The organism is Mycobacterium sp. SMC-4 (assembly GCF_025263265.1).
In the GTDB taxonomy this organism is placed as follows: domain Bacteria; phylum Actinomycetota; class Actinomycetes; order Mycobacteriales; family Mycobacteriaceae; genus Mycobacterium.
In genome coordinates this window covers 2,208,612-2,231,598 of sequence record NZ_CP079869.1, presented here as the reverse complement: position 1 = coordinate 2,231,598, position 22,987 = coordinate 2,208,612, and the positions used below count along the sequence as shown (strand labels likewise).

Below are 22,987 nucleotides of genomic sequence, written 5' to 3'. Positions count from 1 at the left end.
CGGGTCAGTCCAGGTGTTCGCTGACGGGACGGTCGGCGACGGTGGCACCCAGCGCGGCCACCCACCCGGTGATCTGGCGGGCGATGTTGCGCTCGGTCAGTCCGACCTCGCTCAACACCTCGCCGCGCGAGGCGTGGTCGAAGAATCTCTGCGGCAACGCCGCATCCCGGCAGGGCACATCCACCTCGGCCCGGCGCAGTGCCCCCGAGACCGCAGAACCGACGCCGCCCTGCACACCGTTGTCCTCGAGGGTGACCACCAACTTGTGGCGTGCCGCCATCGAGACGATCCCGTCGGGTACCGGCAGCACCCACCGTGGGTCGACCACGGTGACTCCGATGCCGTGTGGGCGCAACCGCTCGACGATGGCCAACGCCATCGCCGCGAACGGGCCGACCGCCACGATCAGCACATCCTCGCTGGAATCGCCGGCCGGGACCGCGAGCACGTCCATACCGTCGCGCCGCTCGAGCGCGGGAATGTCCTCGCCGACATCACCTTTCGGGAAGCGCAGCGCAGTGGGCCCGTCATCGACGTCGAGTGCCTCGGCCAACTCTTCGCGCAGTCGGGCACCGTCACGCGGGGCCGCGACGCGCATCCCGGGCACCACGTTGAGGATGGACAGGTCCCACATCCCGTTGTGGCTTGCCCCGTCCGGTCCGGTGATACCTGACCGGTCCAGCACCATCGTCACCGGCAGCCGGTGCAGCGCAACATCCATCATGACCTGGTCGAACGCCCGGTTGAGGAACGTCGAGTAGATCGCGACCACCGGGTGCATGCCGCCCATCGCCAGACCGGCCGCCGAGGTCAGTGCGTGCTGTTCGGCGATACCGACGTCGAAGAACCGATCCGGGAACCGGTCCCGGAAGGCACTCAGACCGGTCGGACCCGGCATCGCCGCAGTGATCGCCACCACGTCTCGACGCTTGGCGGCCAAGCGCACCAGGGTCTCGGAGAACCTCGACGTCCATCCCGGTCCCGGCACCGAGGTGGCCAGCCCGGTCTCTGGATCGATCACTCCGCAGGCATGCATCTGATCATCGACGTCGTTCTCCGCCGGCGCGTAGCCCATTCCTTTACGGGTCACCACGTGTACGACCACCGGGGCATTGAACGTACGGGCGTGCCGCAGTGCGCTTTCCACCGCGTGCTCGTCATGACCATCAATAGGGCCCACGTACTTCAATCCCAGGTCGGTGAACATCACCTGGGGGGACAGCGCGTCTTTGATACCGGCCTTGATGCTGTGCATGCACTGGTAACAGAACTCACCGATCACCGGCACCCCGCGCACGGCCTTGCGACCCTCTTCGAGCACACGCTCGTAGCCCGGCTGCAAGCGCAGCGCAGCCAGGTGCTCGGCAAAGCCGCCGATCGTCGGGGCGTAGCTGCGACCGTTGTCGTTGACGACGATGACCACCGGGCGCCGGGACGCGGCGATGTTGTTCAGGGCCTCCCAGCACATGCCGCCGGTGAGCGCACCGTCTCCGACGACGGCCACCACGTGGCGGTTGCGGTGACCACTGAGCTCGAATGCCTTGGCCAGCCCGTCGGCGTAGGACAGCGCCGAGCTGGCGTGGCTGGACTCCACCCAGTCGTGTTCGCTCTCCGCGCGCGATGGATAGCCCGACAGGCCGTCCTTCTTGCGCAGTGACTCAAAGTCCGGACACCGGCCGGTGAGCATCTTGTGCACGTACGCCTGGTGGCCGGTATCGAACAGGATCGGGTCGTAGGGTGAGTCGAAGACGCGATGCAGCGCCAGCGTCAACTCCACGACGCCCAGGTTGGGTCCCAGATGTCCACCCGTGGCCGCGACTTTATGGATCAGAAAGTCACGGATCTCGCGGGCCAACTCCTCCAGTTGAGCCTGCGAGAGGTGTTGCAGATCAGCGGGACCGCGGATCTGTTCAAGCATCCCGCCAGTCTACGCACGGCCGTGATGCTCAGTCCTGGCGAGTCTGGTACACGTCGGGCACTCCATCACGGTTGGCGTCACGTGTCTCGAGCTGCTGAATGCGCCGGTAGGAGGCGTTTCTGGAGAGTAGGAGCACCGATGCCGACCCTGCGGCTATCAGTGATCCGGCCAACACGCCGACCTTCACCAATTCGTCACGATCAGAGCCCAGGCCGTAGGCCAGCTCGCCGATGAGCAGCGACACCGTGAACCCGATCCCGGCCAGCATGGACACACCGAGGACGTCGACCCAGCGCAGCGAGCTGTCCAGTTTCGCCCGGGTGAGCGTGGCCAGTACCCGTGTGGTGGTCAGGATGCCGATGGGTTTGCCCAGCACCAGACCGGCGATGATGCCCAAGGCGATCGGGTCGGACAGCGATCGCGACAGACCGCTCACACCGCCGAGGCTCACCCCGGCGGCGAAGAACGCGAAGACCGGGATTGCCAGCCCCGCCGACAGCGGCCGCAGTCGGTGCTCGAAGTGCTCGGCCAGCCCGACGTCGTGGTGGCCGGCCCGGCGGGTGGCCGATCTACGTACCGGCACGGCGAAGCCGAGCAGCACCCCGGCCACGGTCGCGTGCACACCGGACTCGTGCATCAGCACCCAGGTGGCCAGACCGAGCGGCAGCAACACCCACCACGCCTGCACCCCGCGCTGCACGGCCACGATGAATGCGGCCAGCGGCAGCAGCGCAGCGGCCAGCGCCCACACTACGATCTCGTCGGTGTAGAACACCGCAATCACCACGATGGCCAGCAGGTCGTCCACCACGGCCAGAGTCAGCAGAAATGTGCGAAGCGCCGCCGGCAGGTGGGTGGAGATGACGGCAAGCACCGCCACCGCGAACGCGATGTCAGTGGCCGTCGGAATCGCCCACCCGCGCAACGCACCGTCCCCGACACGGGCCGTGACAGCGACGAAGATCACAGCCGGCACCACCATGCCGCCGACGGCAGCAGCGATCGGCAACGCCGCGCGCCGCGGATCCCGCAGATCCCCGGCGACGAACTCGCGCTTGAGTTCCAGTCCGACGACGAGGAAGAAGACCGCGAGTAACCCGTCGGCGGCCCAGTGGCCCAGCGACAGGTGCAGGTGCAGACCGAACGGCTCGCCACCGACCGTCAGGTCGCGCAGCGCGAAATAGCGCTCTGCCCACGGCGAGTTGGCCCACACCAGCGCGGCCGCGGCGGCCACCAGAAGGATGACGCCGCCCACGGTTTCCTTGCGCAGAATCGTGGTGACACGGCGGGTCTCTGCCCACGATCCCCGGCTGAACAGCCGTCGCGATGAAGAAGGGTTGACGGTCACGTGCTGCCTCGCGATATGTGGGTGCGATCGGATGGCGCCGTCCAACCTCCCCGGCACACCGGTGTTCAACCCTAAGGCATCCCAGCCGGTCCGCACTTCGAGATCATTCGCAGCTCAAGTCGCCGGCGCAATTTCCACGGTGGTGTACCGGCAATCGCGACGGCGGCCGCCGCTGGCGGTACTCATCGATATCGGAGCAGCATGTGCTCAGCCCTTCACGGCGAGGAACCGACGGAAGAGCAGCCACATGACGGTGAGGTTGTACACCAGACCGCCGAGGAGGTACGGCCACCACGTGCCGTGATCGGCAGCAACCCATAGCGCCTTGGCCGCCCAGTACGGTGGTAGGACGCCGAACGCCAGATGCCAGGCCGAGTCGATGAACCACGGTAGACACGGCAGGCCGGCGATCAACATGCCGAGCGCGCGGATCATGGCCAGTCCCTGGATCTTGTTGCCGGCGAAAGTGATGATCAGTAGCAGCGTCACGATGGCCGACAGTCCCGCGAGCAGACCGACGGGGATCATCGTCGGAATCAGGCCGACCGGCAATATGCCGCTGAACGCCGCGGTGGCCACGACGTAGACGGTGGTGATCAGCAGGACCGTCGCGGCGCGATACCCGAAAAATACGCTCAGTGGCACCGGTGTGACCCGCAACGCTGTCAGCGTGCCCGCATCCACCTCGTCAAGCACCAAAAAGGCGGCCAGCCCGCCCGCGATGATGATGCTGGTCAGCAGCAGGAATGCGGTGAGCACCAGAGGGTAATACGGGACCAGGTCGAACTCGTACCGGTCGGCGAGCATGCGGGTGAACAGCGGGACCAACACAGCCACGGCGGTGGTCCAGATGACCGGTGCGAGGACGAGCATGACCAGCAGCGGATCGCGGTAGGTGCCGCGAAGATCGTTGCGGCCGAATGCGATGAGTGCTCGGGTGTACACCGAACCGGAGGTCGCCATCACAGCGCCCCCGACCGGTCGACGACCAAACGGCGGAACAGCACCCGGGCCGCCAGGTACAGCGCGACCAGACACACGGCCGGATAGCCCAGCGCGTAGAGCAGCTGCCAACCGTGCGGTTCGAACTGTTCAAACGCGGTTCCGAACAGCTGCAACGGACCCAACGTGGGGACCAGGTAGAGCACCGGATGCGGCCACAGACCCGAGTAGTGCACGATCGGCGGCACCAACATGATCGCCAGCGGAATGGTCGCCGCCAGAAACCAATCGGTGACCGAGTCGAACGGCAACGAGGTGATGAAGCCGACCAGCAGCATCAGCAAGGTTCCAAGGACGACCCCAGCGAGCAACGGGCCCGGCCGATAGGCGACACCGTGCACGACGGTGACCACGACAATTGCGACGAACAGCGATATTGACAGCAATACAAGCAGTTTCGACCAAAGGTACTCACCGAACCGCAAGGGGGTGGTGACGATCGCGCCGATGGTGCGTTCCTGTTTCTCGAAGAACACGGTGCCGCCGACGAAGAAGAAGCCGATGATCGCGATGTCGCCGACCAACACGTAAGGTCCGGCGGCGGACCGCAGCCCCGCGGGCATCGGCAGCAGTACGGCCAGCCAGATCAGGCCGGAGAATACGCCGGCGTGCAGGAACTTCTGCCGCGCTTGCAGCGTCACCTCGACATGCAGCGCGCTTCGGAACCGGGTCATGCCAGCCGCCGTCCGGTGACCTCGACGAAGACATCGTCCAGACTCGCTTCGCGGCTGTGGATCGTTTCGATGTGACGCCGCCGCAGGATGTCGTGGAACGCGGGGTCGTCGGCGAGACCCTCCATCGGGAATTCGGCGCTGTCGAGCCGGTTGTCGCGGTCGCGGAACTCCACCCGGACGCGACGTCGGCTGCGTGCGATCTTCAGCTCGGACGGCGCGTCCAGCGCGACGATGCGTCCGTCGACGACGAAGGCCACCCGGTCACACAGTTCGTCGGCAGTCGACATGTCGTGGGTGGTGAGAAACACGGTGCGGCCCCGGTCCCGCAGATCGAGGACGATGTTCTTGACGTTGCGGGCGTTCACCGGGTCCAGACCCGACGTGGGCTCGTCGAGGAACAGCAACTCGGGATCATTGATCAGCGCACGCGCGAACGTCAGCCGCATCTGCATTCCCTTGGAATACTTGCCCACTCGGGTGTCGGCATACTCCCGCAGTCCCACTGCGTCGAGAAGTTCCATCGGGTCGCGGGTGGGTCCGTCGTACAGCGATGCGAAGAAGCGCAGGTTCTCCGCACCCGTGAGCTTCTGATAGTGATTCGGCAACTCGAAAGACACGCCGATCCGCTGGTAGTAGTCGGGTCCCCAGGCCAGTGGTTCCCTCCCCCAGACGTGCGCGCTCCCGCCGTGGCCGCTCAACAGGCCGATGAGCACCTTCTGGGTGGTGGACTTCCCAGCCCCGCTGGGGCCGAGAAATCCGAAGATCTCGCCGCGGCCGACGGCGAAGTCCATACCCCGTGCCGCCGATTCGTCAGCTTTCGGGTAGCGGTAGGTGAGGTCCCGGACCCGGATGATTTCGGTGTCCGAGGCGACGGGCGTCCTGTCGGTGTGCATCGGTGACCCTTCAACGCAGGTGTACACAATTTCCGACCAGACTTCCCGGAGCACCGTCATCAATGTACTGAACTTTCGCAAATTTCTGAATATATTAGATTGTGGTATGGCCGACTCCTCTGATCAGGGCAGCGCCTCCGCTGCCGAAGAACTCGCCTTGGTTCTCACCAACCACGGTCTCCAACGGATGATGGCCCGCGTCCTGGCCGCTCTGCTGTTCACCGAACAACCCACAATGACGATGGGCGAGCTGGCCGAGCAGCTCCAGGCGAGTGCAGGCGCGGTGTCCGGCGCGCTCAAGATGCTGACCTCCGTCGGACTGGTCGAGCGGGTGCCGGTGCCCACCAGCCGACGCGACCACTACCGACTGCGTGACGACGCGTGGGCGGTGCTCTACACGAACCAGAACGAGGTGATCGCGGCATTCCGCGAGGCCGCCGACGTTGGCGTCGCCGTCTCGGGACCGGACAGCGTCGCCGGTCGCCGGCTGGCCGAGATGCGCGAGTTCTACGACTTTCTCCTCGCTGAGATCCCCCCCGTACTGGATCGGTGGCGCGCCGAGCGGCACAGATCCTGAACTACGCTCTCGCCGTCGGCGGTCGATTCATGATCGGCTAGAGTTCGCTGCAGGTGCGCCGGGAAGTCTGGTCGGCAGTCCATTGCCGACCGAAAGGGCGTAGTGACGCCGACGTCCCGGGCCGACGCGCATGTCGCGTCGGCCGACCACGAGATCATCTACCTGCTCGCTCCCTGTGGCCACCCGAACTACGGCGACGAGTTCATCGTGCGCGCGTGGCTGCGCCACCTGGCCCGGGTCCGGCCGAGAGCCGAGGTCATCGTGGACTGCCACACTCCAGGGCAGGCCGCAGTGCTGCTGGCCGACGCACACCCCACCGTCACTTTCGTCGACACGATGTGGCGGATCTGCTTTCAGACCGCGGAGCTGCCGATCTCCGAGGCCGTCGCGGTCGCGTCCGCTGTGGTCAGCGATCCCGGCCGGATGCCCACCCTGGTCTCCGGCATCGAACTGCTCACCCGGGCCGACTCGGTGCATCTGGTCGGCGGGGGCTACATCAACGCAGTGTGGCCACATCACCTGGTGCTGGTGGCGACCGCGGCCGCCGTCGCCGAACGGTCCGGCGCCCGGCTCTTCGCGACCGGCCAAGGACTGATCCCGGTGGGCGGCCCGGAGCGACAGGCGCTGCTGATCGAAGCCGCGCAACGGTTCGACAAGTTCGACGTTCGCGACGACTCCTCATACGACGCTCTCGTCGAGCTTGGCGAGAGCCGGTCGCACACCGGCGACGACGCCTGGCTCGGCGTCAACGACCCCGACGTCTACGACCAAGCCAGTGAGGCCGTTCGCCGTGACGTCGTGTTGTGCCTGCAGAGCGACTTGATGGAGGACTTCGCGGGTGGCCGCGGCATCGACGGCCTGGTCGAGGTGGCGTCCGAACTGGTCAAAACCTGGCGGCTGGACGGCGCCGATGTGGCCTTCGTCGAGGGAATCCCAGGCGCTGACCGCGTCGTGTTCGACCGAATCGCCCACCTGCTGCCAGGAATCGAGTTCGTACCATTCAGCCACCTGTGGCGGGCCGGGCTACCCGCGCGCCCCGGCCAGACCTGGGTCACCACCCGCTTCCACCACCACCTGCTCGCCGCGGCGCGCGGGGCCAGCGGCATCGCGCTGGCCGGACGCACCGATTACTACCCGCTCAAACACCTCACCCTGGCACGGTGCGGCTCACGCTGGCTGGTTACCGGCTCCGGGGACCTGCCCGATGCGCCGGTGCGTGCCGGTGGATTCGCCTCGGAGACCGTCGAAGCGATGGCACGTCGAAAGTGTGCGCTGGCCGACGAGCTCTATCCGCGGCGGCCGCGCGGGCTGCGGCGGGTCGTGCGGGCGTTGCGCGCCGCCAGTCCCGGATAGCTCAGCTTCTCGTCGGACCAGCGCGCCGCCGCGGCGTGCCCAGCGAGCAACTTGAGGTAGAACACCGGGCCGAACCACCGCGCGGAGGGGAACGGCTCCAGCGCGGCGTCCACCACCACCCCGCCGACGGTCAGTGCCCACCCCAATGCGCGGCGGCGGGACCGGAATCGGCGAATCAGCACCGTGGCACCGATCAGATAGCCGTACCGCAGCAGGGCGTGTCCCCAGCCCCGGCGCGACGCGCCGTCGATCCAAGCCAGCGCCAGGGGCTGGACATGAGCGAGAGCGAACCGCACGTGGTCGGTGTCGGTCTGGCCGGGCCGCTCGTACCAGCGCGCGCACGCGACCGTGTTGTTCGCCCAGGCGCCACCCCAGAGGTCCACTGCTGTAATCACCAGCAGCACCGCCCGCACCGAGCTCAGATGCCGGCTGCGGGCACGCTGCCATGCCGCGACACCGCCGAGCCCGGCCCATGTCAACGTGGTGACCGTATCGGCCGTGGTGGCCTCCGGGCCGACAAACTCCAGCCACCCCCGACGCAGCGGGCCCAGCCCGGTCATCGGCGCCGCGTTCGGGTCAGCGCAGCGATGCACTCGACATGGTGGGTGAGCGGAAACGAGTCGAACACCCGCAGCGACTCGACCTCGTAGCCGGACGCCCGGTACAGCCCAATGTCGCGCGCGAACGATGCTGCCTCACAACCGATATGGATGACTCGGGGGACACCGGAAGCCGCCAGCAACTCGATTACGTCGCGACCCGCCCCGGTGCGCGGCGGGTCCAGCACCGCGACGTCGGCGCGACGACTCTGCGCGCCCAGCGCCCGGCGCACAGAATCGTTGACCACGGTGACCCAGCCCAGATCGGCGAGCGCGCTGCGCGCTGACCGAGAGGCGCCGCGCGACGTGTCGACGGTGATCACCTGCCCGCCTTCCCCCACCGCCTGCGCCAGACCCGCAGCGAAGATACCCGCGCCGCCATAAAGGTCCCAGGCCGTCATCCCCGGCGCCAACCCTGCCCACTCGACCACCAGACTGCAGTACAGATCGGGCGCGTCGCGGTGGGCCTGCCAGAACGCGGTGACCGGGATCCGCCAGGTGCGCCCGGCGACCCGCTGCACGGCTTCGTATCCGCCTTCGACCACTGCGGTCTTGCGACCGCCGCGCCGGCCCGCGGTCACCACGTGGCGCACCCCATCGTCGTCCACGGCGACATGCACAGCCGCCCCGGGTAGCCAACGCGTATCACCGAGGCCGGCAAGCATGCCGGCGGGCAGTTGCGCGCACTCGAGGCGATGCACCAGATCGGCGCTGTGATAACGGTGGAACCCCGCGCGACCGTCGGCCGAGGTGGCCAGCCGCACTCGGGTGCGCCACCCGGTCGCAGCGCCCGCACCGACGGGTTCAGCGCGTGCATCAGCCTCGTCTCGCCAGTGGTAATCGCCGAGGCGGACAAGTTGATTGGCGACCACAGACCCCTTGATCCGGCGCGCGGCCGACGGTTCGACGAACGAAAGGTCGCAGCATCCGGCCTGATCGGCACCGGATATCGGGCAGATCGGGTCGACTCGTCCGGGGGCCGCGTCGAGCACCTCGACCACCTCGGCGTTCCAGTACGCGGATCGCTTATCGGTGATCCGAACACGAACGGTCTCCCCCGGCAACGCGTATCGCACGAACACCACCCGCCCGTCGTGGCGGGCCACACAACTGCCGCCGTTGGCGGCAGCCCCGGTGTGCACCACCAGTTCGTCGGCCGCGGTGTCGTCACTCAATCCAGGAACCCCCTGCGCGCGTCACCCGGGGCCGACTGCGGAGCCAGCTTCTTCAGCCGTTCCGAGGATGACAGCTGCCACGGCACCGAGGTCACCATCACGTTGGGCTCGAACAGCAGTCGGCCCTTCAGCCGTAACGCGCTCTGATTGTGCAGCACCTGTTCCCACCAGTGGCCGACGACGTACTCAGGGATGAACACAGTGACCACGGTGCGTGGCGAATCCTTGCCGAGCCGCTTGACGTAATCGAGCACCGGCCGGGTGATTTCGCGGTAGGGCGACGCGATCACCTTCAACGGCACACTGATGTCGCTGTTCTCCCACTTGTGCACCAGCTCTCGGGTTTCGGCGTCGTCGACGCTGACGGTGATGGCCTCGAGGGTGTCCGGACGAGTCGCACGGGCATAAGCCAATGCCCGCAGCGTGGGCAGGTGGACGTTGGATACCAACACCACGGCGTGGTTGCGGCTGGGAAGCACGATGTCCTCGGCCTCCTCGGCGCGGAATTCGAGCTCGCGGCTGACCGCGGCGTAGTGCCGGTGGATCAGCTTCATGATCCCGAACAACGCGGCCATCGCCAGGATCGCGATCCATGCACCGGTCATGAACTTCGTCACGATCACGATGACCAGGACGCTCCCGGTGCAGATCAGTCCGACGGTGTTGATGGCCCGGGAGCGCATCATCCGGCGCCGCATCTCGGTGTCGGTTTCGGTGCGCAGCAGTCGGGTCCAATGCCGGACCATGCCGATCTGGCTCATCGTGAACGACACGAACACCCCGACGATGTAGAGCTGGATCAGCGCGGTGACCTCGGCCTGAAACGCCACGACGAACGCGATCGCCCCGAAGGCGAGAAACAGGATGCCGTTGGAGAAGGCCAACCGGTCACCGCGGGTGTGGAGCTGACGCGGCAGGAAGCGATCCTGGGCCAGGATCGACCCGAGCACCGGGAAGCCGTTGAACGCGGTGTTGGCTGCCAACACCAGGATCAGCGCCGTGACACCGGCGATCAGGTACAGCCCGAGCGGAAAACCATGGAAGACGGTGTCGGCGAGCTGCGCGATGAGCGTCTTCTGGTGGTAGTCGGCCGGCGCACCGACGAGTTGTTCGTGCGGGCGCTCGGCGATCTGCACGCCGACGGCCCTGGCCAACAGAATGATTCCCATGAACACCGTGACCGCGATGACGCCGAGCAGCAGCAGTGTGGTGGCAGCGTTACGGGACTTCGGCTTACGAAATGCCGGCACCCCGTTGCTGATCGCCTCCACACCGGTCAGCGCGGCGCTGCCGGAGGAAAACGCCCGGGCCACCAGGAAGATCAGGGCGAGACCCACCACGTCGCCGTGTTCGGCATGCATCTCGAAACCGGCCGACTCCGCACGCAGCGGTGTGCCCAGCACGTAGATCTGAAAGAAGCCCCAGCCCAACATGATCACCATGCCGGCCATGAAGGCGTAGGTGGGGATCGCGAAGGCAGTTCCGGATTCCCGGACACCGCGCATGTTCACTGCGGCCAGGAGCAGGATCGCTGTGACGGCGAACAACACCTTGTGCTCGTTGATGAACGGAACGGCCGAGCCGATGTTCGACATCGCCGAGGACATCGACACCGCGACGGTCAGCACATAGTCCACCAGCAGCGCACTGGCGACGGTCAGCCCGGCGGTCGGACCGAGGTTGGTACTGACGACCTCGTAGTCGCCGCCCCCGGACGGGTAGGCGTGCACGTTCTGCCGATAGCTCGCGATCACGATCAGCATGACCACCGCGACGGCCAGACCGATCCACGGAGCCATCGAGTACGCAGCCAGACCGGCCAGCGACAGCACCAGGAAGATCTCCTCCGGGGCGTAGGCCGTCGACGACAGCGCATCGGAGGCGAAGACCGGCAGGGCGACGCGCTTGGGCAGCAACGTGTGCGACAGCCGGTCGCTGCGGAATGGCCTGCCGAGGACGAGCCGACGCGCAACGGTCGAAAGCTTGGACACGAGTGCCAAGGGTAAGCCTGCCCGCCCGGTAACGCCGCAAAGCTGTAGCGTTCATCCGAGCACAGGTATCAGCAGTTCGCCAGCGCCGGACCGGCGCGGCCGGAAGGACACGACGGGTGCGCGTAGTGGTGATGGGATGTGGCCGCGTCGGCGCGTCCCTGGCAGACAGCCTGACCAGGATCGGCCATGACGTCGCGGTGATCGATCGCGACAGTACGGCCTTCCACCGGCTCTCCCCCGAGTTCCCCGGAGAACGGGTGCTGGGCATGGGCTTCGACCGCGACGTCCTGGTGCGCGCCGGCATCGAACACGCCGCTGCCTTTGCGGCCGTGTCCTCGGGCGACAACTCGAACATCATCTCCGCTCGGGTGGCGCGCGAGACGTTCGGCGTGCAGCGCGTGGTGGCGCGCATCTACGACGCCAAACGCGCCGCGGTCTACGAGCGCCTGGGCATCCCCACCGTGGCCACCGTGCCGTGGACCACCGACCGGCTGCTCAACGTGCTGCTCCGCGAGACTGAGACCACCAAATGGCGCGACCCCAGCGGCAACGTCGGAGTGACCGAGCTGGCGCTGCACGAAGGGTGGATGGGCAGGCGCATCACCGATCTGGAGGCCGCGACGTCGGGCCGGGTGGCGTTCTTGATCCGATTCGGTGCGGGACTGCTGCCCGACGCCAAGACCGTCGTGCAATCCGGCGACCAGGTGTACATGGCTGCCGTCTCCGGGCACATCGCCGAGGCGCTGGCCATCGCTGCTCTGCCGCCCAACGAGGACTCGGAGGGCTGAGGGTCAGTGAAGGTCGCCATCGCCGGAGCAGGAGCCGTCGGACGGTCCATCGCCCGCGAGCTCGTCGACGGGCACGATGTCACGTTGTTGGAGCGCAACCCCGAACACATCGACGTCACCGCCATTCCCGCCGCACACTGGCGCCTGGGTGATGCGTGCGAGCTCAGTCTGCTGGAGTCGGTCAAGCTCGAGGAGTTCGACGTGGTGATCGCGGCCACCGGCGACGACAAGGCCAACGTCGTGCTCAGCCTGCTGTCCAAGACCGAGTTCGCGGTGCCGCGCGTGGTCGCCAGGGTCAACGATCCCCGCAATGAGTGGCTTTTCGACGAAGCCTGGGGTGTCGATGTCGCGGTCTCGACCCCGCGGATGCTCGCCTCGCTGGTCGAGGAAGCGGTCTCGGTCGGTGATCTGGTGCGGCTCATGGAGTTCCGCAAGGGACAGGCCAACCTGGTCGAAATCACCCTGCCCGACGACACCCCGTGGGGCGGCAAGCCGGTCAAACGGCTGGACCTGCCTCGCGACGCAGCGCTGGTCACCATCCTGCGCGGCGCACGCGTCATCGTTCCCGAGGCTGACGAACCGCTCGAAGGCGGAGATGAGCTGCTGTTCGTGGCGGTGGCTGAGGTCGAGAATCAGTTGCGCGAGCAACTGCGGCGCCCACCCGGCCGCTGAAAGCTCAGTCCTGCTCCCTGACCACTTCGCCGGCGGGGTCGTCGGCGTGGGCCCGATGGTTTCGGACCGCGCGCTGCGCCGATCGAATGGCCAGATAGGTCACCAGTGCCGCCACCGCGGTCAGCGGCCAACCCATCCCGATGCGGGCCACACCCAGCCATCCCGTCTGGTCGGCATCGTAGAGGTGGCGCTGCACCACGAACCGAGATGCGAACACCAACACCCACACCAACGTCGCCAGATCGAACGCCCGCACCGCGGCGCCCACGTCACGCCAGTCGCGATCGGCAGAACTGACCCAGCCCCAGATGTAGCCCACGACAGGGCGGCGGATCATCACCGAGACGGCGAACACAACCGCCCAGAACAGCGACGTCCAGATCCCGAGCAGAAAATAGCCCTTGGACGCACCCACCAGGTAGGCGATGAGCGCGCTGATCCCGACGGCGAAGAAACCGGAGATGGCCGGCTGCGCCGACTCCCGCCGGGCCAGCCGCCAGATCAGGATCACGGTGGCCACGCTCAGCGCAGCGAAAATCGCCGGCATCAGGCCGAACGCCGAGGAGACCGGCACGAACACGACAACGGGCAACGACGAGTAGATCAGGCCGCTGATGCCGCCCATCTGCTCGAGAACCGCCGCGCCTCGCGACGGTGAGCTCTGCGTGCCCGACTCAGTGTCCGGTTCGCTCACTTCTGGATCTCGTAGTGCGGGTTGTAGATCGCCTTGGCGCCGTTGTCGAGTTTGCCCACCCGACCGTGCACCTTCAGCGTCCTTCCCGATTCGATACCCGGGATGCGCCGCTGGCCCAGCCAGACCAGCATGACCGAGTCGGTGCCGTCGAATAGTTCGGCTTTCACTCCGCCCGCGCAGCTCTTGCCGTTGCACTCCACGCTGCGCAGGGTGCCGATCATCGTCACTTCCTGGCCGCGCTGGCAGTCGATCGCCTTGTGCGCGCCGGTATTGGCGACATCTTCGGACAACTCCTCGACGTCGAGTTGTTCCGGGTCCTCGGTCAACCGGCGGGTGAGCCGTCGCAGGTAACCCTCGGCCGTGGCCATGGCTTCTCCTGACCTTCTGTCAATCCTTTGTGGGGGATTACCCCGACGACCGCCACGGTAGACCTCTTGGTAGCCAGATGCTAACTACGAGGGGGTCGACACACCGCGGTTCAGCCGACCGGGCACCATCGACAGGCATGTCGGTCGACCTCCGCGGCGTCACCATCGTCCTGCTGCCCGGAACCGGATCCGACGAGGAATTCGTCGCTCGGGCTTTTTCGGCACCACTGCGGGGCATCGGCGCGGTGGTGGTGACGCCGCCACCGCAACCCGACCGGCTCATCGCTGGGTACCGCGACGCGCTGGCGGGGGCGGCACACAGGGGTCCGATCGCCGTCGGCGGGGTGTCCATCGGCGGCGCGGTCGCGCTGGCCTGGGCGCTTGCACACCCTGAGCAGACGGTGGCGGTGCTGGCAGCGCTGCCGGCCTGGTCGGGCGAACCCACCACCGCTGCGGCCGCGCAGGCGGCCCGCTATTCGGCCCGAGCGCTGCGGCGCGACGGACTCACGGCAACCACGGCACAGATGCGAGCATCCAGTCCGCGCTGGCTGGCCGACGAGCTCACCCGCTCCTGGGCCGCGCAGTGGCCGGCGCTGCCCGCGGCGATGGACGAGGCGGCCGGTTACACCGCGCCCTGCCTCACCGACCTGAGGCGACTCCGGGCGCCGTTGGCGGTGGTGTCTGCCGTCGACGACGCCGTTCACCCGCTCAAGGTGGGGGTCGAATGGGCCGCCGCGGCGCCACGCGCGGCACTTCGCACCGTCACGCTGGATCAGATCGGCGCCGATCCGGCCGTGCTGGGCAGGCAGTGCCTGGCGGCGTTGGCCGATACCGACGCGTCGGATTCGGGCTAGCCTCAGCCGCCCATGCTGGTGCGCAGCTGCTGCATCGCCGATCCCATCGCGCCCTGGCGCGCCGCCGGCTGTGGTGACTGTTGCTGCTCTGGCGGCGGAACGGGCTGACCCGAGGCCTGCGCCTGCTGCGCGGCGGCCTGCTCCTGGGCCGCGGCCAGCTGGGCGGCCATCGGCTCGGGCAACTGCACGGCCAGCGGAGTGCGCACCGGCAACGGGGTGTCACCGCGGCGGACCACGGTATCGGCCAGTGCGTTTCGTGCCTGCTCACACAGTGCGTTGATGCGGTCGGCCGGACCGTTGACCACGCAGCGGACCATCCAGCGGTAACCGTCGACCCCGATGAAGCGCACGACCGCCGCGCCCTCGCCCGCGGTTCCGACGACTTCGCGCCCCCATGGGCCGTCCTCGATGCTGACCCGCGACACGTCCTTGCGCAACGACTCAGCCAGCTCGGCAGCCACCTCGCGCCACAGGCCGGCCGACTTGGGTGCCGCGTACGCCGCGATGGTGAACCGTCCGTTCGGCGTGACCACCCAGATCGCGCTCGGCACGCCGGTTTCGTTGATCTCGACCTGGACCTGACCACCTTCGGGCATCGGGATCAGCACCGACCCTAGATCCAGCCGGGCCACCTCGGCCACTGCCGGATCATCGAAGTCGTCGATGTCGAACGGGCCCTCGAGCTCTTCGTCGACCTCGCCGTGCTGCGCCGGCGCGCTGTCGTCCTCGTCCTTGCGGTGTCGTCTCAATGCCATATCAGTCCTCGCTCCTCACAAGCTCGCGTGTCCCCCCGATGACCCGTGGCCACCCTCGCCGCGAGCGGTTGCGGTCAAACCCGCCTCGTCGAACGATGTCACCTCGACCAACTCGGGCAGTTCCACGCGCTGCACCAGCAGTTGGGCGATGCGATCCCCGCGCCGGATCGCGATCGGCGTGGCCGGGTCCAGGTTGATCAACGACACCTTGACCTCGCCGCGATAGCCAGCGTCGATGGTGCCCGGACTGTTCACGATCGAAAGACCCACCCGCGCAGCCAATCCAGAACGCGGATGGACCAGCCCGACCATGCCGACCGGAATTGCCACCGCGATCCCGGTCGAGACCAGCGCCCGCGCGCCGGGGGCAAGCTCGACGTCCTCGGCGCTGAAGAGATCGACCCCGGCATCGCCGTCGTGTGCGCGGCTGGGCAGCGGCAACCCGCGATCCAGTCGCACTACCGCCAGAGAGGTGGACACGACGTCAAAGACTACTCTTGGCCGGGTGTCCGACACGCGCGCCACGACGCAAATGGTTCGCTACCGGGAGCGGCTGTGGGTTCCCTGGTGGTGGTGGCCGCCGGCGATGGGCGTGGCCGCGGTGATCGCTGTGGTGTTCCAACGGGGCCTGCCCGGGTTGCCGGACTGGGTGCCGTTCGCCACGCTGCTGGTGGTTGCCGGCGTCATCCTGACCTGGCTGGGCCGCCTTGAGGTGCGCGTCGTGGAATCCGCCGGACAGACGCAGCTGTGGGTCGGCGGAGCGCACCTGCCGACCGACGTGATGGCGCGTACCGCCGAAGTGCCGAAGACGGCCAAATCCGCTGCGCTGGGGCGACAACTGGACCCCGCAGCCTACGTCGTCCACCGCGCATGGGTGGGCCCGATGGTCCTGGTGGTACTCGACGACCCGGATGACCCAACCCCGTATTGGCTGGTCAGCACCAAGCATCCGGACAAAGTGCTGGCCGCGTTGCAGAAGTAGCGGCGCGGCGGTCAGGCCGCGCAGTCCGAGCAGATCATCATGCCGTTCTTCTCACTGGCCAGTCGGCTGCGGTGGTGGACCAGGAAACAGCTCGAACAGGTGAACTCGTCGGCCTGTTTGGGAATCACCCGTACCGACAGTTCTTCGCCGGAGAGATCGGCGCCGGGCAGCTCGAAAGATTCAGCGGTTTCAGACTCGTCGACGTCAACGACAGCCGACTGAGCTTCGTTGCGCCGCGCCTTCAGTTCCTCGAGTGAGTCCTCGGAAACGTCGTCGGTCTCGGTGCGCCTTGGGGCGTCGTAATCAGTAGCCATCCTCGTCCCCTCTTGGAAGCTCACGTGAAGCTCGTTGCAGCGTTGCTTTGTACCAGCGTCGAACGCATTCCCCAAACGATTCGTGCCCGGAATACCACCTAGACTAATGTGAGATACATCACAATTTCCCGGGTACGAACGTTCACGCCGGTCGGGGCGCTGAGCCGCGACCTCTAGAGTGCTCAGCGTGGTCGCGCAAATCACCGGCGGAACGGCGTTCGACAAACACGGGCGGCCGTTTCGTCGCCGCAACCTGGTGCCCGGTGCGGTGATGTTCGCAGCCTTGGCGGTCATCACCCTGCTGGTGTGGGTGATCGCGCTGTCCCGGCCGGCCGACGTGCACGAAGCGGCGGCCTGCAATCCACCGCCGGCCCCGTCCGACCCGAACGCCGCCATGCCCGTGCTGGAGCCGGTATCACGGGCCGCGATGACCGAGGTGATGCCCGCCAAGCTGGCCGACACCAGGATTCGGGTGCTCAACGCCAGCGGCCAGGGTGGCCAAGCTGCCGAAGTCGCCGGAGCGCTGCGCGACCTCGGGTTCGCCGACCCGGAGGCCAGTAACGACACCGTCTACGCCACCACGCGACTGCAATGCCAGGGCCAGATCCGATTCGGGCCGTCCGGGCAGGCCGCCGCGGCCGCGGTCTGGCTGGTGGCTCCGTGCACCGAGCTCTACCAGGACCAACGCAGCGACGACTCCGTCGATCTGGCGATCGGCACCGACTTCGACGAGCTGACTCGCAGTGACGACATCGACGCCGTGCTGGCCAGCCTGGTACCCGATGCCACCCAGCCCGCCGATCCGTCGCTACTCAGCAGGATCCACACCGGCTCGTGCTGAAGTCCTCGATCAGGGGGCCTCGGTAGCGCCACATCGCAGCAGCAGGTCGTCGAACGCGGCGCTGATTCCCGGGCCCGCGGCGACCACCATGCCCACACCGCTGCGGCGAGTCGGCAGCCGTACGTGCGCACCGGCCTCCGCGGCAATCAATGCGCCGGCCGCCCAATCCCAGAGTTGCACGCCATCCTCGTAGTAGCCGTCCAGCCGTCCTGCGGCCACCATGCACAGATCCAGTGCGCACGAGCCGATCCTGCGCAGATCTCGCACCTGCGGCAGCAGCCGCGCGACGACCTCTCCCTGACCCTGGCGGCGCGACCGCTCATATGAGAAGCCGGTGCCGATCAAGGCGGTCGACAGATCATCGGACCCGCTGCACGACAACGCTTGGCTCACCCCGCCTCGGCGAACGTGGGCGCCACATCCCCGAGCGGCTGAGTAGAGCGCTGCGCCGGCCACATCGGCGACCGCACCGGCGACCGAAACCCCGTGGCGCTGGACTCCGACCGACACCGCGAAGGCCGGGATGCCGTACAGGAAGTTGACCGTCCCATCGATCGGGTCCAGCACCCAGGTGAGCTCGCCGTCGCCGGAGCCGCCCGGCCCACCCTCCTCCTCGCCGAGGATGCGCTCACCGGGCCGTAGCTCGCCGATGCGGGTGCGCAACAGCCGTTCGGTCTCGGTGTCGACGATGGTCACCGGATCGGTGGGGGTGCTCTTCGTCCGTACCGCCGCGTCGCCGTCCGAGGATCCCGACCCCGCACTGTCACCGAAGACCTCCTGGCGGCAAAGCACCACGAATTCGGCTGCCTCGGTGGCCAACTGCTCGGCCACATCGCGAAGCAGCTGCGGATCGGACTGTGCAGGGGTCATGACACCATCGCAGCACACCGGCGCCGGTGCTGCGACGGCCGCCGTCTGCGGTGCCGAGCCGATAGGGTGACGAGCACTCGGATATCTGCAGAGGAGCTTGCATGGGCGCCACAGGGCCGGCACCGCGCCACGGGTTCGGGATCGACGTCGGTGGCAGCGGGGTCAAGGGCGGGATCGTCGACCTCGACACCGGATCACTGATCGGTGACCGCTTCAAGCTGTTGACGCCGCAGCCGGCCACCCCCGAGGCGGTGGCCATCACCATCGCAGAGGTGGTCGCGCACTTCGGCTGGGACGGACCGCTAGGTGTGACCTATCCCGGTGTGGTGGCCGACGGGATCGTGCGCACCGCGGCCAACGTCGACCCGACATGGATCGGTCGCAACGCTGCACAGGTAATCGGCGATGCACTGCCCGGCCACCGCGTGACGGTGCTCAACGACGCCGACGCCGCCGGGCTGGCCGAGGAGAGGTACGGCGCCGGCCGCGGCCACACCGGCGTCATCGTGCTACTGACATTCGGCACCGGAATCGGCTCGGCGGTGATCCACAACGGTGCCCTGCTGCCCAACACCGAGTTCGGCCACCTCGAGGTGGGCGGAAAGGAAGCCGAGCACCGGGCCGCCAGCTCGGTCAAGGAAGCCAAAGGCTGGTCTTACGAGCGCTGGACCAAGGAAGTCACCAAAGTGCTGGTGGCCATCGAGAACGCGATCTGGCCGGATCTGTTCATCGCCGGCGGCGGCATCAGCCGCAAGGCCGACAAATGGATCCCGCTGCTGCAGAACCGTACGCCGGTGGTTCCCGCGGCGCTGCTCAACAGCGCGGGCATCGTCGGCGCCGCGATGGCCGCCGAGATAGATGTCACCGCTACTGCGTAGTAACCCAGGAATTCTGTCCGGTGACGGGTGCGAGGCGGCGCGTCGATTTCCCCGCCGGGCACGGAGGGCCCCGCACTGTCGTTACAATGGTCACTGGCGACCGCCCAGCCCACACCGCGGCGGAGCATCCCGACTTTGAGATCACGCCGACATCGACATAGCCGACCCAATTTCGGTGGCGCACGACTGCGCGCCGAGACCGCACGACCGAGAGGGTGTACGTGGCAGCGACAAAGGCAAGCCCGGCAACCGAGGAGCCGGTGAAGCGCACCGCCACCAAGACACCAGCGAAGAAGGCTGCCGCGGCCAAGACAGCCAACGGCTCGGCTCCGGCCAAGAAGGCCGCCAAGAGCGCACCGGCCAAGGCCGCCAAATCACGTGCAGCCAAGTCTGCCGACGCACCGGCGCCCCGAAGCCGCGCGAAGAAGGCCACCGCCGCCAGTCCCGAGGTCGCTGACGACGACCTCGCCGGTGGAGCAGCCGAGGACCTCGAAGTCGAGCCAGGCGAGGAACTCGACGTCGAGGAGGCCGACATCGATCTGGCTGACATCGACGTCGAAGACGCCGCTGACGGCGTTGATGGCGCCACCGCCGACGAAGAACCGGCCGAGGCCGGCGCCGCTACTGCCAAGGGCGATGCGGCAGCCAAGGCCGACGATGCCGACGACGATATCGACGAACCCTCCGACAAGGACAAGGCGTCGGGCGATTTCGTCTGGGACGAAGAAGAATCCGAAGCCCTGCGACAGGCCCGCAAGGATGCCGAGCTCACCGCGTCAGCCGATTCGGTCCGCGCCTACCTCAAGCAGATCGGCAAGGTCGCCCTGCTCAACGCCGAGGAGGAGGTCGAGCTCGCCAAGCGCATCGAGGCCGGCCTGTACGCCACCCAGTTGATGGCCGAGCACGCCGAGAAGGGCGAGAAGCTACCCGCCGCGCAGCGCCGCGACATGATGTGGATCTGCCGCGACGGCGACCGCGCCAAAAACCACCTGCTCGAAGCCAACCTGCGGCTGGTGGTGTCGCTGGCCAAGCGCTACACCGGCCGCGGCATGGCATTCCTGGACCTCATCCAAGAGGGCAACCTGGGCTTGATCCGCGCCGTCGAGAAGTTCGACTACACCAAGGGTTACAAGTTCTCTACCTACGCGACCTGGTGGATCCGCCAGGCCATCACCCGTGCGATGGCCGACCAGGCCCGCACCATCCGTATCCCGGTGCACATGGTGGAGGTCATCAACAAGCTGGGACGCATCCAGCGTGAGCTGCTGCAGGACCTGGGTCGCGAGCCCACGCCCGAGGAGCTCGCCAAGGAGATGGACATCACTCCGGAGAAGGTGCTGGAGATCCAGCAGTATGCGCGCGAGCCCATCTCGCTGGATCAGACCATCGGCGACGAGGGCGACAGCCAGCTCGGCGACTTCATCGAGGACAGCGAAGCTGTGGTGGCTGTCGACGCGGTGTCCTTCACGCTGCTGCAAGATCAGCTGCAGTCGGTGCTGGAAACCCTGTCCGAGCGCGAGGCCGGTGTGGTGCGGCTGCGGTTCGGTCTTACCGACGGCCAGCCGCGCACTCTCGACGAGATCGGGCAGGTCTACGGCGTCACGCGTGAACGCATCCGCCAGATCGAATCGAAGACCATGAGCAAGCTGCGCCATCCGAGCCGCTCACAGGTGTTGCGGGACTACCTGGACTAGGTGTCGCGTGGCTGCGTGACCGAGGTCGTTCCCACAGGCTGACCCTTACGGCGGCTCACTGCCGACGGATCACCTCGTGTTGGCCGATCGGGCTCCGTTGCCACTGCCGCCCGATCCGCCCTCGCCGCCACTGCCGCCGCGGCTTCCGGTCGGTCCGCTGCCCTTGGCGCCCGACAGCCCGGACGAACCCAGGGCACCGTCACCGGACGGGCCACCGTCGCCGCCGCGGCCGCCGACGCCACCGCGCCCGCCGCCGCCGATGGCACCGTCATCGCCGGCTACGCCGGATTTGCCCTGTTCGCTTCCCGAACCGCCGCGGCCACCAGTGCCGCCGGCGCCCCCGTCGCCGCCGGCACCGCCGGTGCCGCCACGTCCGCCGTTACCGCCGGCCCCGGCTTCCACCGGTCCCGCGTTCGGACCGGAGACATCACTGCCGCCTCGACCGCCGTTGCCGCCGTCACCACCCGCAGCACCGTTGCCGCCAGTGCCGCCGGCGCCCCCGACACCACCGTTACCGCCGTCGCCGGTGAGTTGACCGCTGCGCCCTCCTGCTCCCCCGTTGCCTCCCGGGGTTCCGGTCAAGCCCGCCGCTCCGACACCGCCGTCGCCGCCATCGCCCCCGACTCCACCGAAACCGAGGCCCTGACCGATCTTTACGTCACCACCGGCACCGCCATGACCGCCGCGCGCCCCGATACCTCCGGTGCCGCCGGCGCCACCTTCGTTGCCGAACACTCCGGCGCCCGGGCTGGTGTCCTGGGCCAGTCCGGCGTTCCCGCCGTCACCGCCCGCGCCGTAACCCGCGCCGTTGCCACCGGCGCCGCCGGCCCCGCCGATGGTCCATGTGTGGCGCGGGCTGAACAGTGAGGTCGTGCCCTGACCTTGACCACCTTTGCCGCCGGCCTGGTCGGTACCGGAGCGACCGTCGGCCCCGCGTCCGCCATCGCGTCCGCGCAAGATGTCGTCGGTGACCCGATTGCTGTACGGCAGGCCGGTCACGCCGAGGTAGTTCGGATTGCCGGTGGCAGCTTGTCCGCGGCCGGGAAAATTCACCCCGTCGAAGCCCGCTCCACCTGCCCCGCCGTTGCCGCCGTTGCCGCCGTTGCCGTGCAGCCGACCGGCAGCCCCGCCGGCGCCGCCGTTGCCGCCGGCGATCCCGACCGTTCCGTCTGCGCCGTGCCCGCCGTCGCCGCCGTCACCGGTCGTCGCGAACAGCCCGACGCTGCCCCCATTGCCGCCGTTTTGTCCCGGGTAATAGCCGTCGCCCCCGTGGCCGCCGTTACCGCCAAACAATCCCCCGTTGCCACCGTTGCCACCCCGCGCACCGTTTCCGCCGTTGCCGAACAGCAGACCGCCATTACCGCCTTTGCAGGCGGCGCCCTGACAGTCCTGCGCAGCATCGAGTCCGTCGCCGATCAGCCAGCCACCGGGGCCCACCATCGGACGCAGACCCAGGGCCGCATAGGTGAGCCCGCTGGGAGCTTCCTTGCCGCCGCTACTGCGAGAACTCGTCGATTCCCACCACCAGAAACCCCTCTGAGCAGTAGATTCAGGCTCCAGTGCAGATTCTGTCGACGCCAGTGCAATGTCGAGTGCGGCAACCTCGGTCGGGGCCGCATCCATTCCGAACAGCAACCCCACACCGATCACCGTCGCGCCACCGGTGCCGGCCAGAAGCCATTGCCTGGTTGCCCGCCTGTAGTTTGCCCACCCCGTGTACGGCCCAAGCGTCATGTGCGGTCATCCC

25 protein-coding genes are annotated in these 22,987 nt (G+C 67.7%); 10 read left to right on the top strand and 15 right to left on the bottom strand.

From position 1 onward, the window contains the following. Nucleotides 1-4: 4 nt before the first annotated feature. Together dxs and nhaA are read right to left on the bottom strand one after the other, a co-directional pair. Entirely contained in the window at nt 5-1,918 is a 1,914-nt protein-coding gene (gene dxs / locus KXD98_RS10815) for a 1-deoxy-D-xylulose-5-phosphate synthase (protein ID WP_260764278.1), read from the bottom strand. 28 nt (nt 1,919-1,946) lie between these two features. Next, a complete protein-coding gene (nhaA, locus tag KXD98_RS10810) occupies nt 1,947-3,266 on the bottom strand; it encodes a Na+/H+ antiporter NhaA (RefSeq protein ID WP_260764275.1) in 1,320 nt (439 codons plus the stop codon). A 78-nt stretch (nt 3,267-3,344) separates the two neighbouring features. Here nhaA and KXD98_RS28530 point away from each other — a divergent pair, with 78 nt between their 5' ends. Next, entirely contained in the window at nt 3,345-3,587 is a 243-nt protein-coding gene (locus KXD98_RS28530) for a twin-arginine translocation signal domain-containing protein (protein ID WP_396883155.1), read from the top strand. Here KXD98_RS28530 and KXD98_RS10805 read toward each other — a convergent pair. The 3 genes from KXD98_RS10805 to KXD98_RS10795 are packed head-to-tail and all read right to left on the bottom strand — an operon-like array spanning nt 3,474 to nt 5,835. Further along, on the bottom strand, nt 3,474-4,229 hold the full coding sequence (locus KXD98_RS10805) for an ABC transporter permease (protein ID WP_260764274.1): 756 nt from the start codon (nt 4,227-4,229) through the stop codon (nt 3,474-3,476). The two genes, KXD98_RS28530 and KXD98_RS10805, sit on opposite strands and share 114 nt — an antisense overlap. Continuing rightward, nucleotides 4,229-4,942, bottom strand: coding sequence for a fluoroquinolone transporter permease (locus KXD98_RS10800; protein ID WP_260764271.1), 714 nt, complete (start codon nt 4,940-4,942; stop codon nt 4,229-4,231). The genes KXD98_RS10805 and KXD98_RS10800 overlap by 1 nt, the downstream gene beginning before the upstream one ends. Further along, the gene (locus KXD98_RS10795; protein ID WP_260764268.1) at nt 4,939-5,835 is read right to left on the bottom strand and encodes an ABC transporter ATP-binding protein; all 897 of its coding nucleotides are present in this window, start codon (nt 5,833-5,835) and stop codon (nt 4,939-4,941) included. Before KXD98_RS10795 ends, KXD98_RS10800 begins: the two co-directional genes overlap by 4 nt. Before the next feature lie 106 nt (nt 5,836-5,941). Here KXD98_RS10795 and KXD98_RS10790 point away from each other — a divergent pair, with 106 nt between their 5' ends. Further along, nucleotides 5,942-6,412 carry a GbsR/MarR family transcriptional regulator gene (locus KXD98_RS10790; protein WP_260764267.1) on the top strand — a complete coding sequence of 157 codons (471 nt, stop codon included), beginning with the start codon at nt 5,942-5,944 and terminating at the stop codon, nt 6,410-6,412. A gap of 102 nt (nt 6,413-6,514) precedes the next feature. Next, a complete protein-coding gene (locus KXD98_RS10785; RefSeq protein WP_260764256.1) occupies nt 6,515-7,765 on the top strand; it encodes a polysaccharide pyruvyl transferase family protein in 1,251 nt (416 codons plus the stop codon). Here KXD98_RS10785 and KXD98_RS10780 read toward each other — a convergent pair. The 3 genes from KXD98_RS10780 to KXD98_RS10770 are packed head-to-tail and all read right to left on the bottom strand — an operon-like array spanning nt 7,699 to nt 11,530. Further along, on the bottom strand, nt 7,699-8,325 hold the full coding sequence (locus KXD98_RS10780) for a hypothetical protein (RefSeq protein WP_260764254.1): 627 nt from the start codon (nt 8,323-8,325) through the stop codon (nt 7,699-7,701). The genes KXD98_RS10785 and KXD98_RS10780 overlap by 67 nt on opposite strands. Then, nucleotides 8,322-9,539, bottom strand: coding sequence for a class I SAM-dependent RNA methyltransferase (locus KXD98_RS10775; protein ID WP_260764252.1), 1,218 nt, complete (start codon nt 9,537-9,539; stop codon nt 8,322-8,324). Before KXD98_RS10775 ends, KXD98_RS10780 begins: the two co-directional genes overlap by 4 nt. Next, complete coding sequence (locus KXD98_RS10770; protein ID WP_260764250.1) at nt 9,536-11,530, bottom strand: APC family permease; 1,995 nt, start codon at nt 11,528-11,530, stop codon at nt 9,536-9,538. Before KXD98_RS10770 ends, KXD98_RS10775 begins: the two co-directional genes overlap by 4 nt. Nucleotides 11,531-11,646: 116 nt before the next feature. Between KXD98_RS10770 and KXD98_RS10765 the strand changes: the two genes are divergently transcribed. Then, nucleotides 11,647-12,318 carry a TrkA family potassium uptake protein gene (locus KXD98_RS10765; RefSeq protein ID WP_260764248.1) on the top strand — a complete coding sequence of 224 codons (672 nt, stop codon included), beginning with the start codon at nt 11,647-11,649 and terminating at the stop codon, nt 12,316-12,318. Between the two features lie 6 nt (nt 12,319-12,324). Continuing rightward, on the top strand, nt 12,325-12,990 hold the full coding sequence (locus KXD98_RS10760) for a TrkA family potassium uptake protein (RefSeq protein ID WP_260764246.1): 666 nt from the start codon (nt 12,325-12,327) through the stop codon (nt 12,988-12,990). Between the two features lie 4 nt (nt 12,991-12,994). On the opposite strand, the gene KXD98_RS10755 is transcribed toward KXD98_RS10760, so the two are convergent. Together KXD98_RS10755 and KXD98_RS10750 are read right to left on the bottom strand one after the other, a co-directional pair. Then, on the bottom strand, nt 12,995-13,684 hold the full coding sequence (locus KXD98_RS10755) for a DUF3159 domain-containing protein (RefSeq protein WP_260764244.1): 690 nt from the start codon (nt 13,682-13,684) through the stop codon (nt 12,995-12,997). Continuing rightward, complete coding sequence (locus KXD98_RS10750; protein WP_260764242.1) at nt 13,681-14,052, bottom strand: OB-fold nucleic acid binding domain-containing protein; 372 nt, start codon at nt 14,050-14,052, stop codon at nt 13,681-13,683. Before KXD98_RS10750 ends, KXD98_RS10755 begins: the two co-directional genes overlap by 4 nt. 137 nt (nt 14,053-14,189) lie before the next feature. Between KXD98_RS10750 and KXD98_RS10745 the strand changes: the two genes are divergently transcribed. Continuing rightward, nucleotides 14,190-14,906 (top strand): alpha/beta fold hydrolase, encoded by a 717-nt coding sequence (locus tag KXD98_RS10745; protein ID WP_260764240.1) that lies wholly within the window; start codon nt 14,190-14,192, stop codon nt 14,904-14,906. A 2-nt stretch (nt 14,907-14,908) separates the two neighbouring features. On the opposite strand, the gene KXD98_RS10740 is transcribed toward KXD98_RS10745, so the two are convergent. Together KXD98_RS10740 and dut are read right to left on the bottom strand one after the other, a co-directional pair. Continuing rightward, entirely contained in the window at nt 14,909-15,661 is a 753-nt protein-coding gene (locus KXD98_RS10740) for a DUF3710 domain-containing protein (protein WP_260764237.1), read from the bottom strand. Nucleotides 15,662-15,676: 15 nt separating this feature from the next. Next, nucleotides 15,677-16,141 carry a dUTP diphosphatase gene (gene dut / locus KXD98_RS10735; protein WP_260764235.1) on the bottom strand — a complete coding sequence of 155 codons (465 nt, stop codon included), beginning with the start codon at nt 16,139-16,141 and terminating at the stop codon, nt 15,677-15,679. Between the two features lie 25 nt (nt 16,142-16,166). Between dut and KXD98_RS10730 the strand changes: the two genes are divergently transcribed. Then, on the top strand, nt 16,167-16,643 hold the full coding sequence (locus KXD98_RS10730) for a DUF3093 domain-containing protein (protein ID WP_260764222.1): 477 nt from the start codon (nt 16,167-16,169) through the stop codon (nt 16,641-16,643). An 11-nt stretch (nt 16,644-16,654) separates the two neighbouring features. On the opposite strand, the gene KXD98_RS10725 is transcribed toward KXD98_RS10730, so the two are convergent. Beyond that, entirely contained in the window at nt 16,655-16,957 is a 303-nt protein-coding gene (locus KXD98_RS10725; protein ID WP_043408120.1) for a DUF4193 domain-containing protein, read from the bottom strand. 187 nt (nt 16,958-17,144) lie between these two features. Between KXD98_RS10725 and cei the strand changes: the two genes are divergently transcribed. Next, complete coding sequence (gene cei / locus KXD98_RS10720; protein ID WP_260764203.1) at nt 17,145-17,798, top strand: envelope integrity protein Cei; 654 nt, start codon at nt 17,145-17,147, stop codon at nt 17,796-17,798. A gap of 9 nt (nt 17,799-17,807) precedes the next feature. On the opposite strand, the gene KXD98_RS10715 is transcribed toward cei, so the two are convergent. After that, nucleotides 17,808-18,668, bottom strand: a complete 861-nt coding sequence (locus KXD98_RS10715; protein ID WP_260764201.1) for an inositol monophosphatase family protein — start codon at nt 18,666-18,668, stop codon at nt 17,808-17,810. Between the two features lie 101 nt (nt 18,669-18,769). Here KXD98_RS10715 and ppgK point away from each other — a divergent pair, with 101 nt between their 5' ends. Further along, nucleotides 18,770-19,546: a polyphosphate--glucose phosphotransferase gene (gene ppgK, locus KXD98_RS10710; protein ID WP_260764198.1), complete on the top strand. Its 777-nt coding sequence runs from the start codon at nt 18,770-18,772 to the stop codon at nt 19,544-19,546. A 221-nt stretch (nt 19,547-19,767) separates the two neighbouring features. Beyond that, on the top strand, nt 19,768-21,240 hold the full coding sequence (locus tag KXD98_RS10705; protein WP_260764196.1) for an RNA polymerase sigma factor: 1,473 nt from the start codon (nt 19,768-19,770) through the stop codon (nt 21,238-21,240). A gap of 69 nt (nt 21,241-21,309) precedes the next feature. Here KXD98_RS10705 and KXD98_RS10700 read toward each other — a convergent pair whose 3' ends face one another. Next, nucleotides 21,310-22,974, bottom strand: a complete 1,665-nt coding sequence (locus KXD98_RS10700; protein WP_260765512.1) for a hypothetical protein — start codon at nt 22,972-22,974, stop codon at nt 21,310-21,312. Nucleotides 22,975-22,987: the final 13 nt, after the last annotated feature.

What these genes read in the sequence shown, in the direction of transcription:
- dxs (WP_260764278.1), bottom strand. Translation starts at nt 1,918, where the DNA reads ATGCTTGAACAGATCCGCGGTCCCGCTGATCTGCAACACCTCTCGCAG.
- KXD98_RS10805 (WP_260764274.1), bottom strand. Translation starts at nt 4,229, where the DNA reads ATGGCGACCTCCGGTTCGGTGTACACCCGAGCACTCATCGCATTCGGC.
- KXD98_RS10800 (WP_260764271.1), bottom strand. Translation starts at nt 4,942, where the DNA reads ATGACCCGGTTCCGAAGCGCGCTGCATGTCGAGGTGACGCTGCAAGCG.
- KXD98_RS10795 (WP_260764268.1), bottom strand. Translation starts at nt 5,835, where the DNA reads ATGCACACCGACAGGACGCCCGTCGCCTCGGACACCGAAATCATCCGG.
- KXD98_RS10790 (WP_260764267.1), top strand. Translation starts at nt 5,942, where the DNA reads ATGGCCGACTCCTCTGATCAGGGCAGCGCCTCCGCTGCCGAAGAACTC.
- KXD98_RS10780 (WP_260764254.1), bottom strand. Translation starts at nt 8,325, where the DNA reads ATGACCGGGCTGGGCCCGCTGCGTCGGGGGTGGCTGGAGTTTGTCGGC.
- KXD98_RS10750 (WP_260764242.1), bottom strand. Translation starts at nt 14,052, where the DNA reads ATGGCCACGGCCGAGGGTTACCTGCGACGGCTCACCCGCCGGTTGACC.
- KXD98_RS10745 (WP_260764240.1), top strand. Translation starts at nt 14,190, where the DNA reads ATGTCGGTCGACCTCCGCGGCGTCACCATCGTCCTGCTGCCCGGAACC.
- KXD98_RS10740 (WP_260764237.1), bottom strand. Translation starts at nt 15,661, where the DNA reads ATGGCATTGAGACGACACCGCAAGGACGAGGACGACAGCGCGCCGGCG.
- KXD98_RS10725 (WP_043408120.1), bottom strand. Translation starts at nt 16,957, where the DNA reads ATGGCTACTGATTACGACGCCCCAAGGCGCACCGAGACCGACGACGTT.
- KXD98_RS10715 (WP_260764201.1), bottom strand. Translation starts at nt 18,668, where the DNA reads ATGACCCCTGCACAGTCCGATCCGCAGCTGCTTCGCGATGTGGCCGAG.
- ppgK (WP_260764198.1), top strand. Translation starts at nt 18,770, where the DNA reads ATGGGCGCCACAGGGCCGGCACCGCGCCACGGGTTCGGGATCGACGTC.
- KXD98_RS10700 (WP_260765512.1), bottom strand. Translation starts at nt 22,974, where the DNA reads ATGACGCTTGGGCCGTACACGGGGTGGGCAAACTACAGGCGGGCAACC.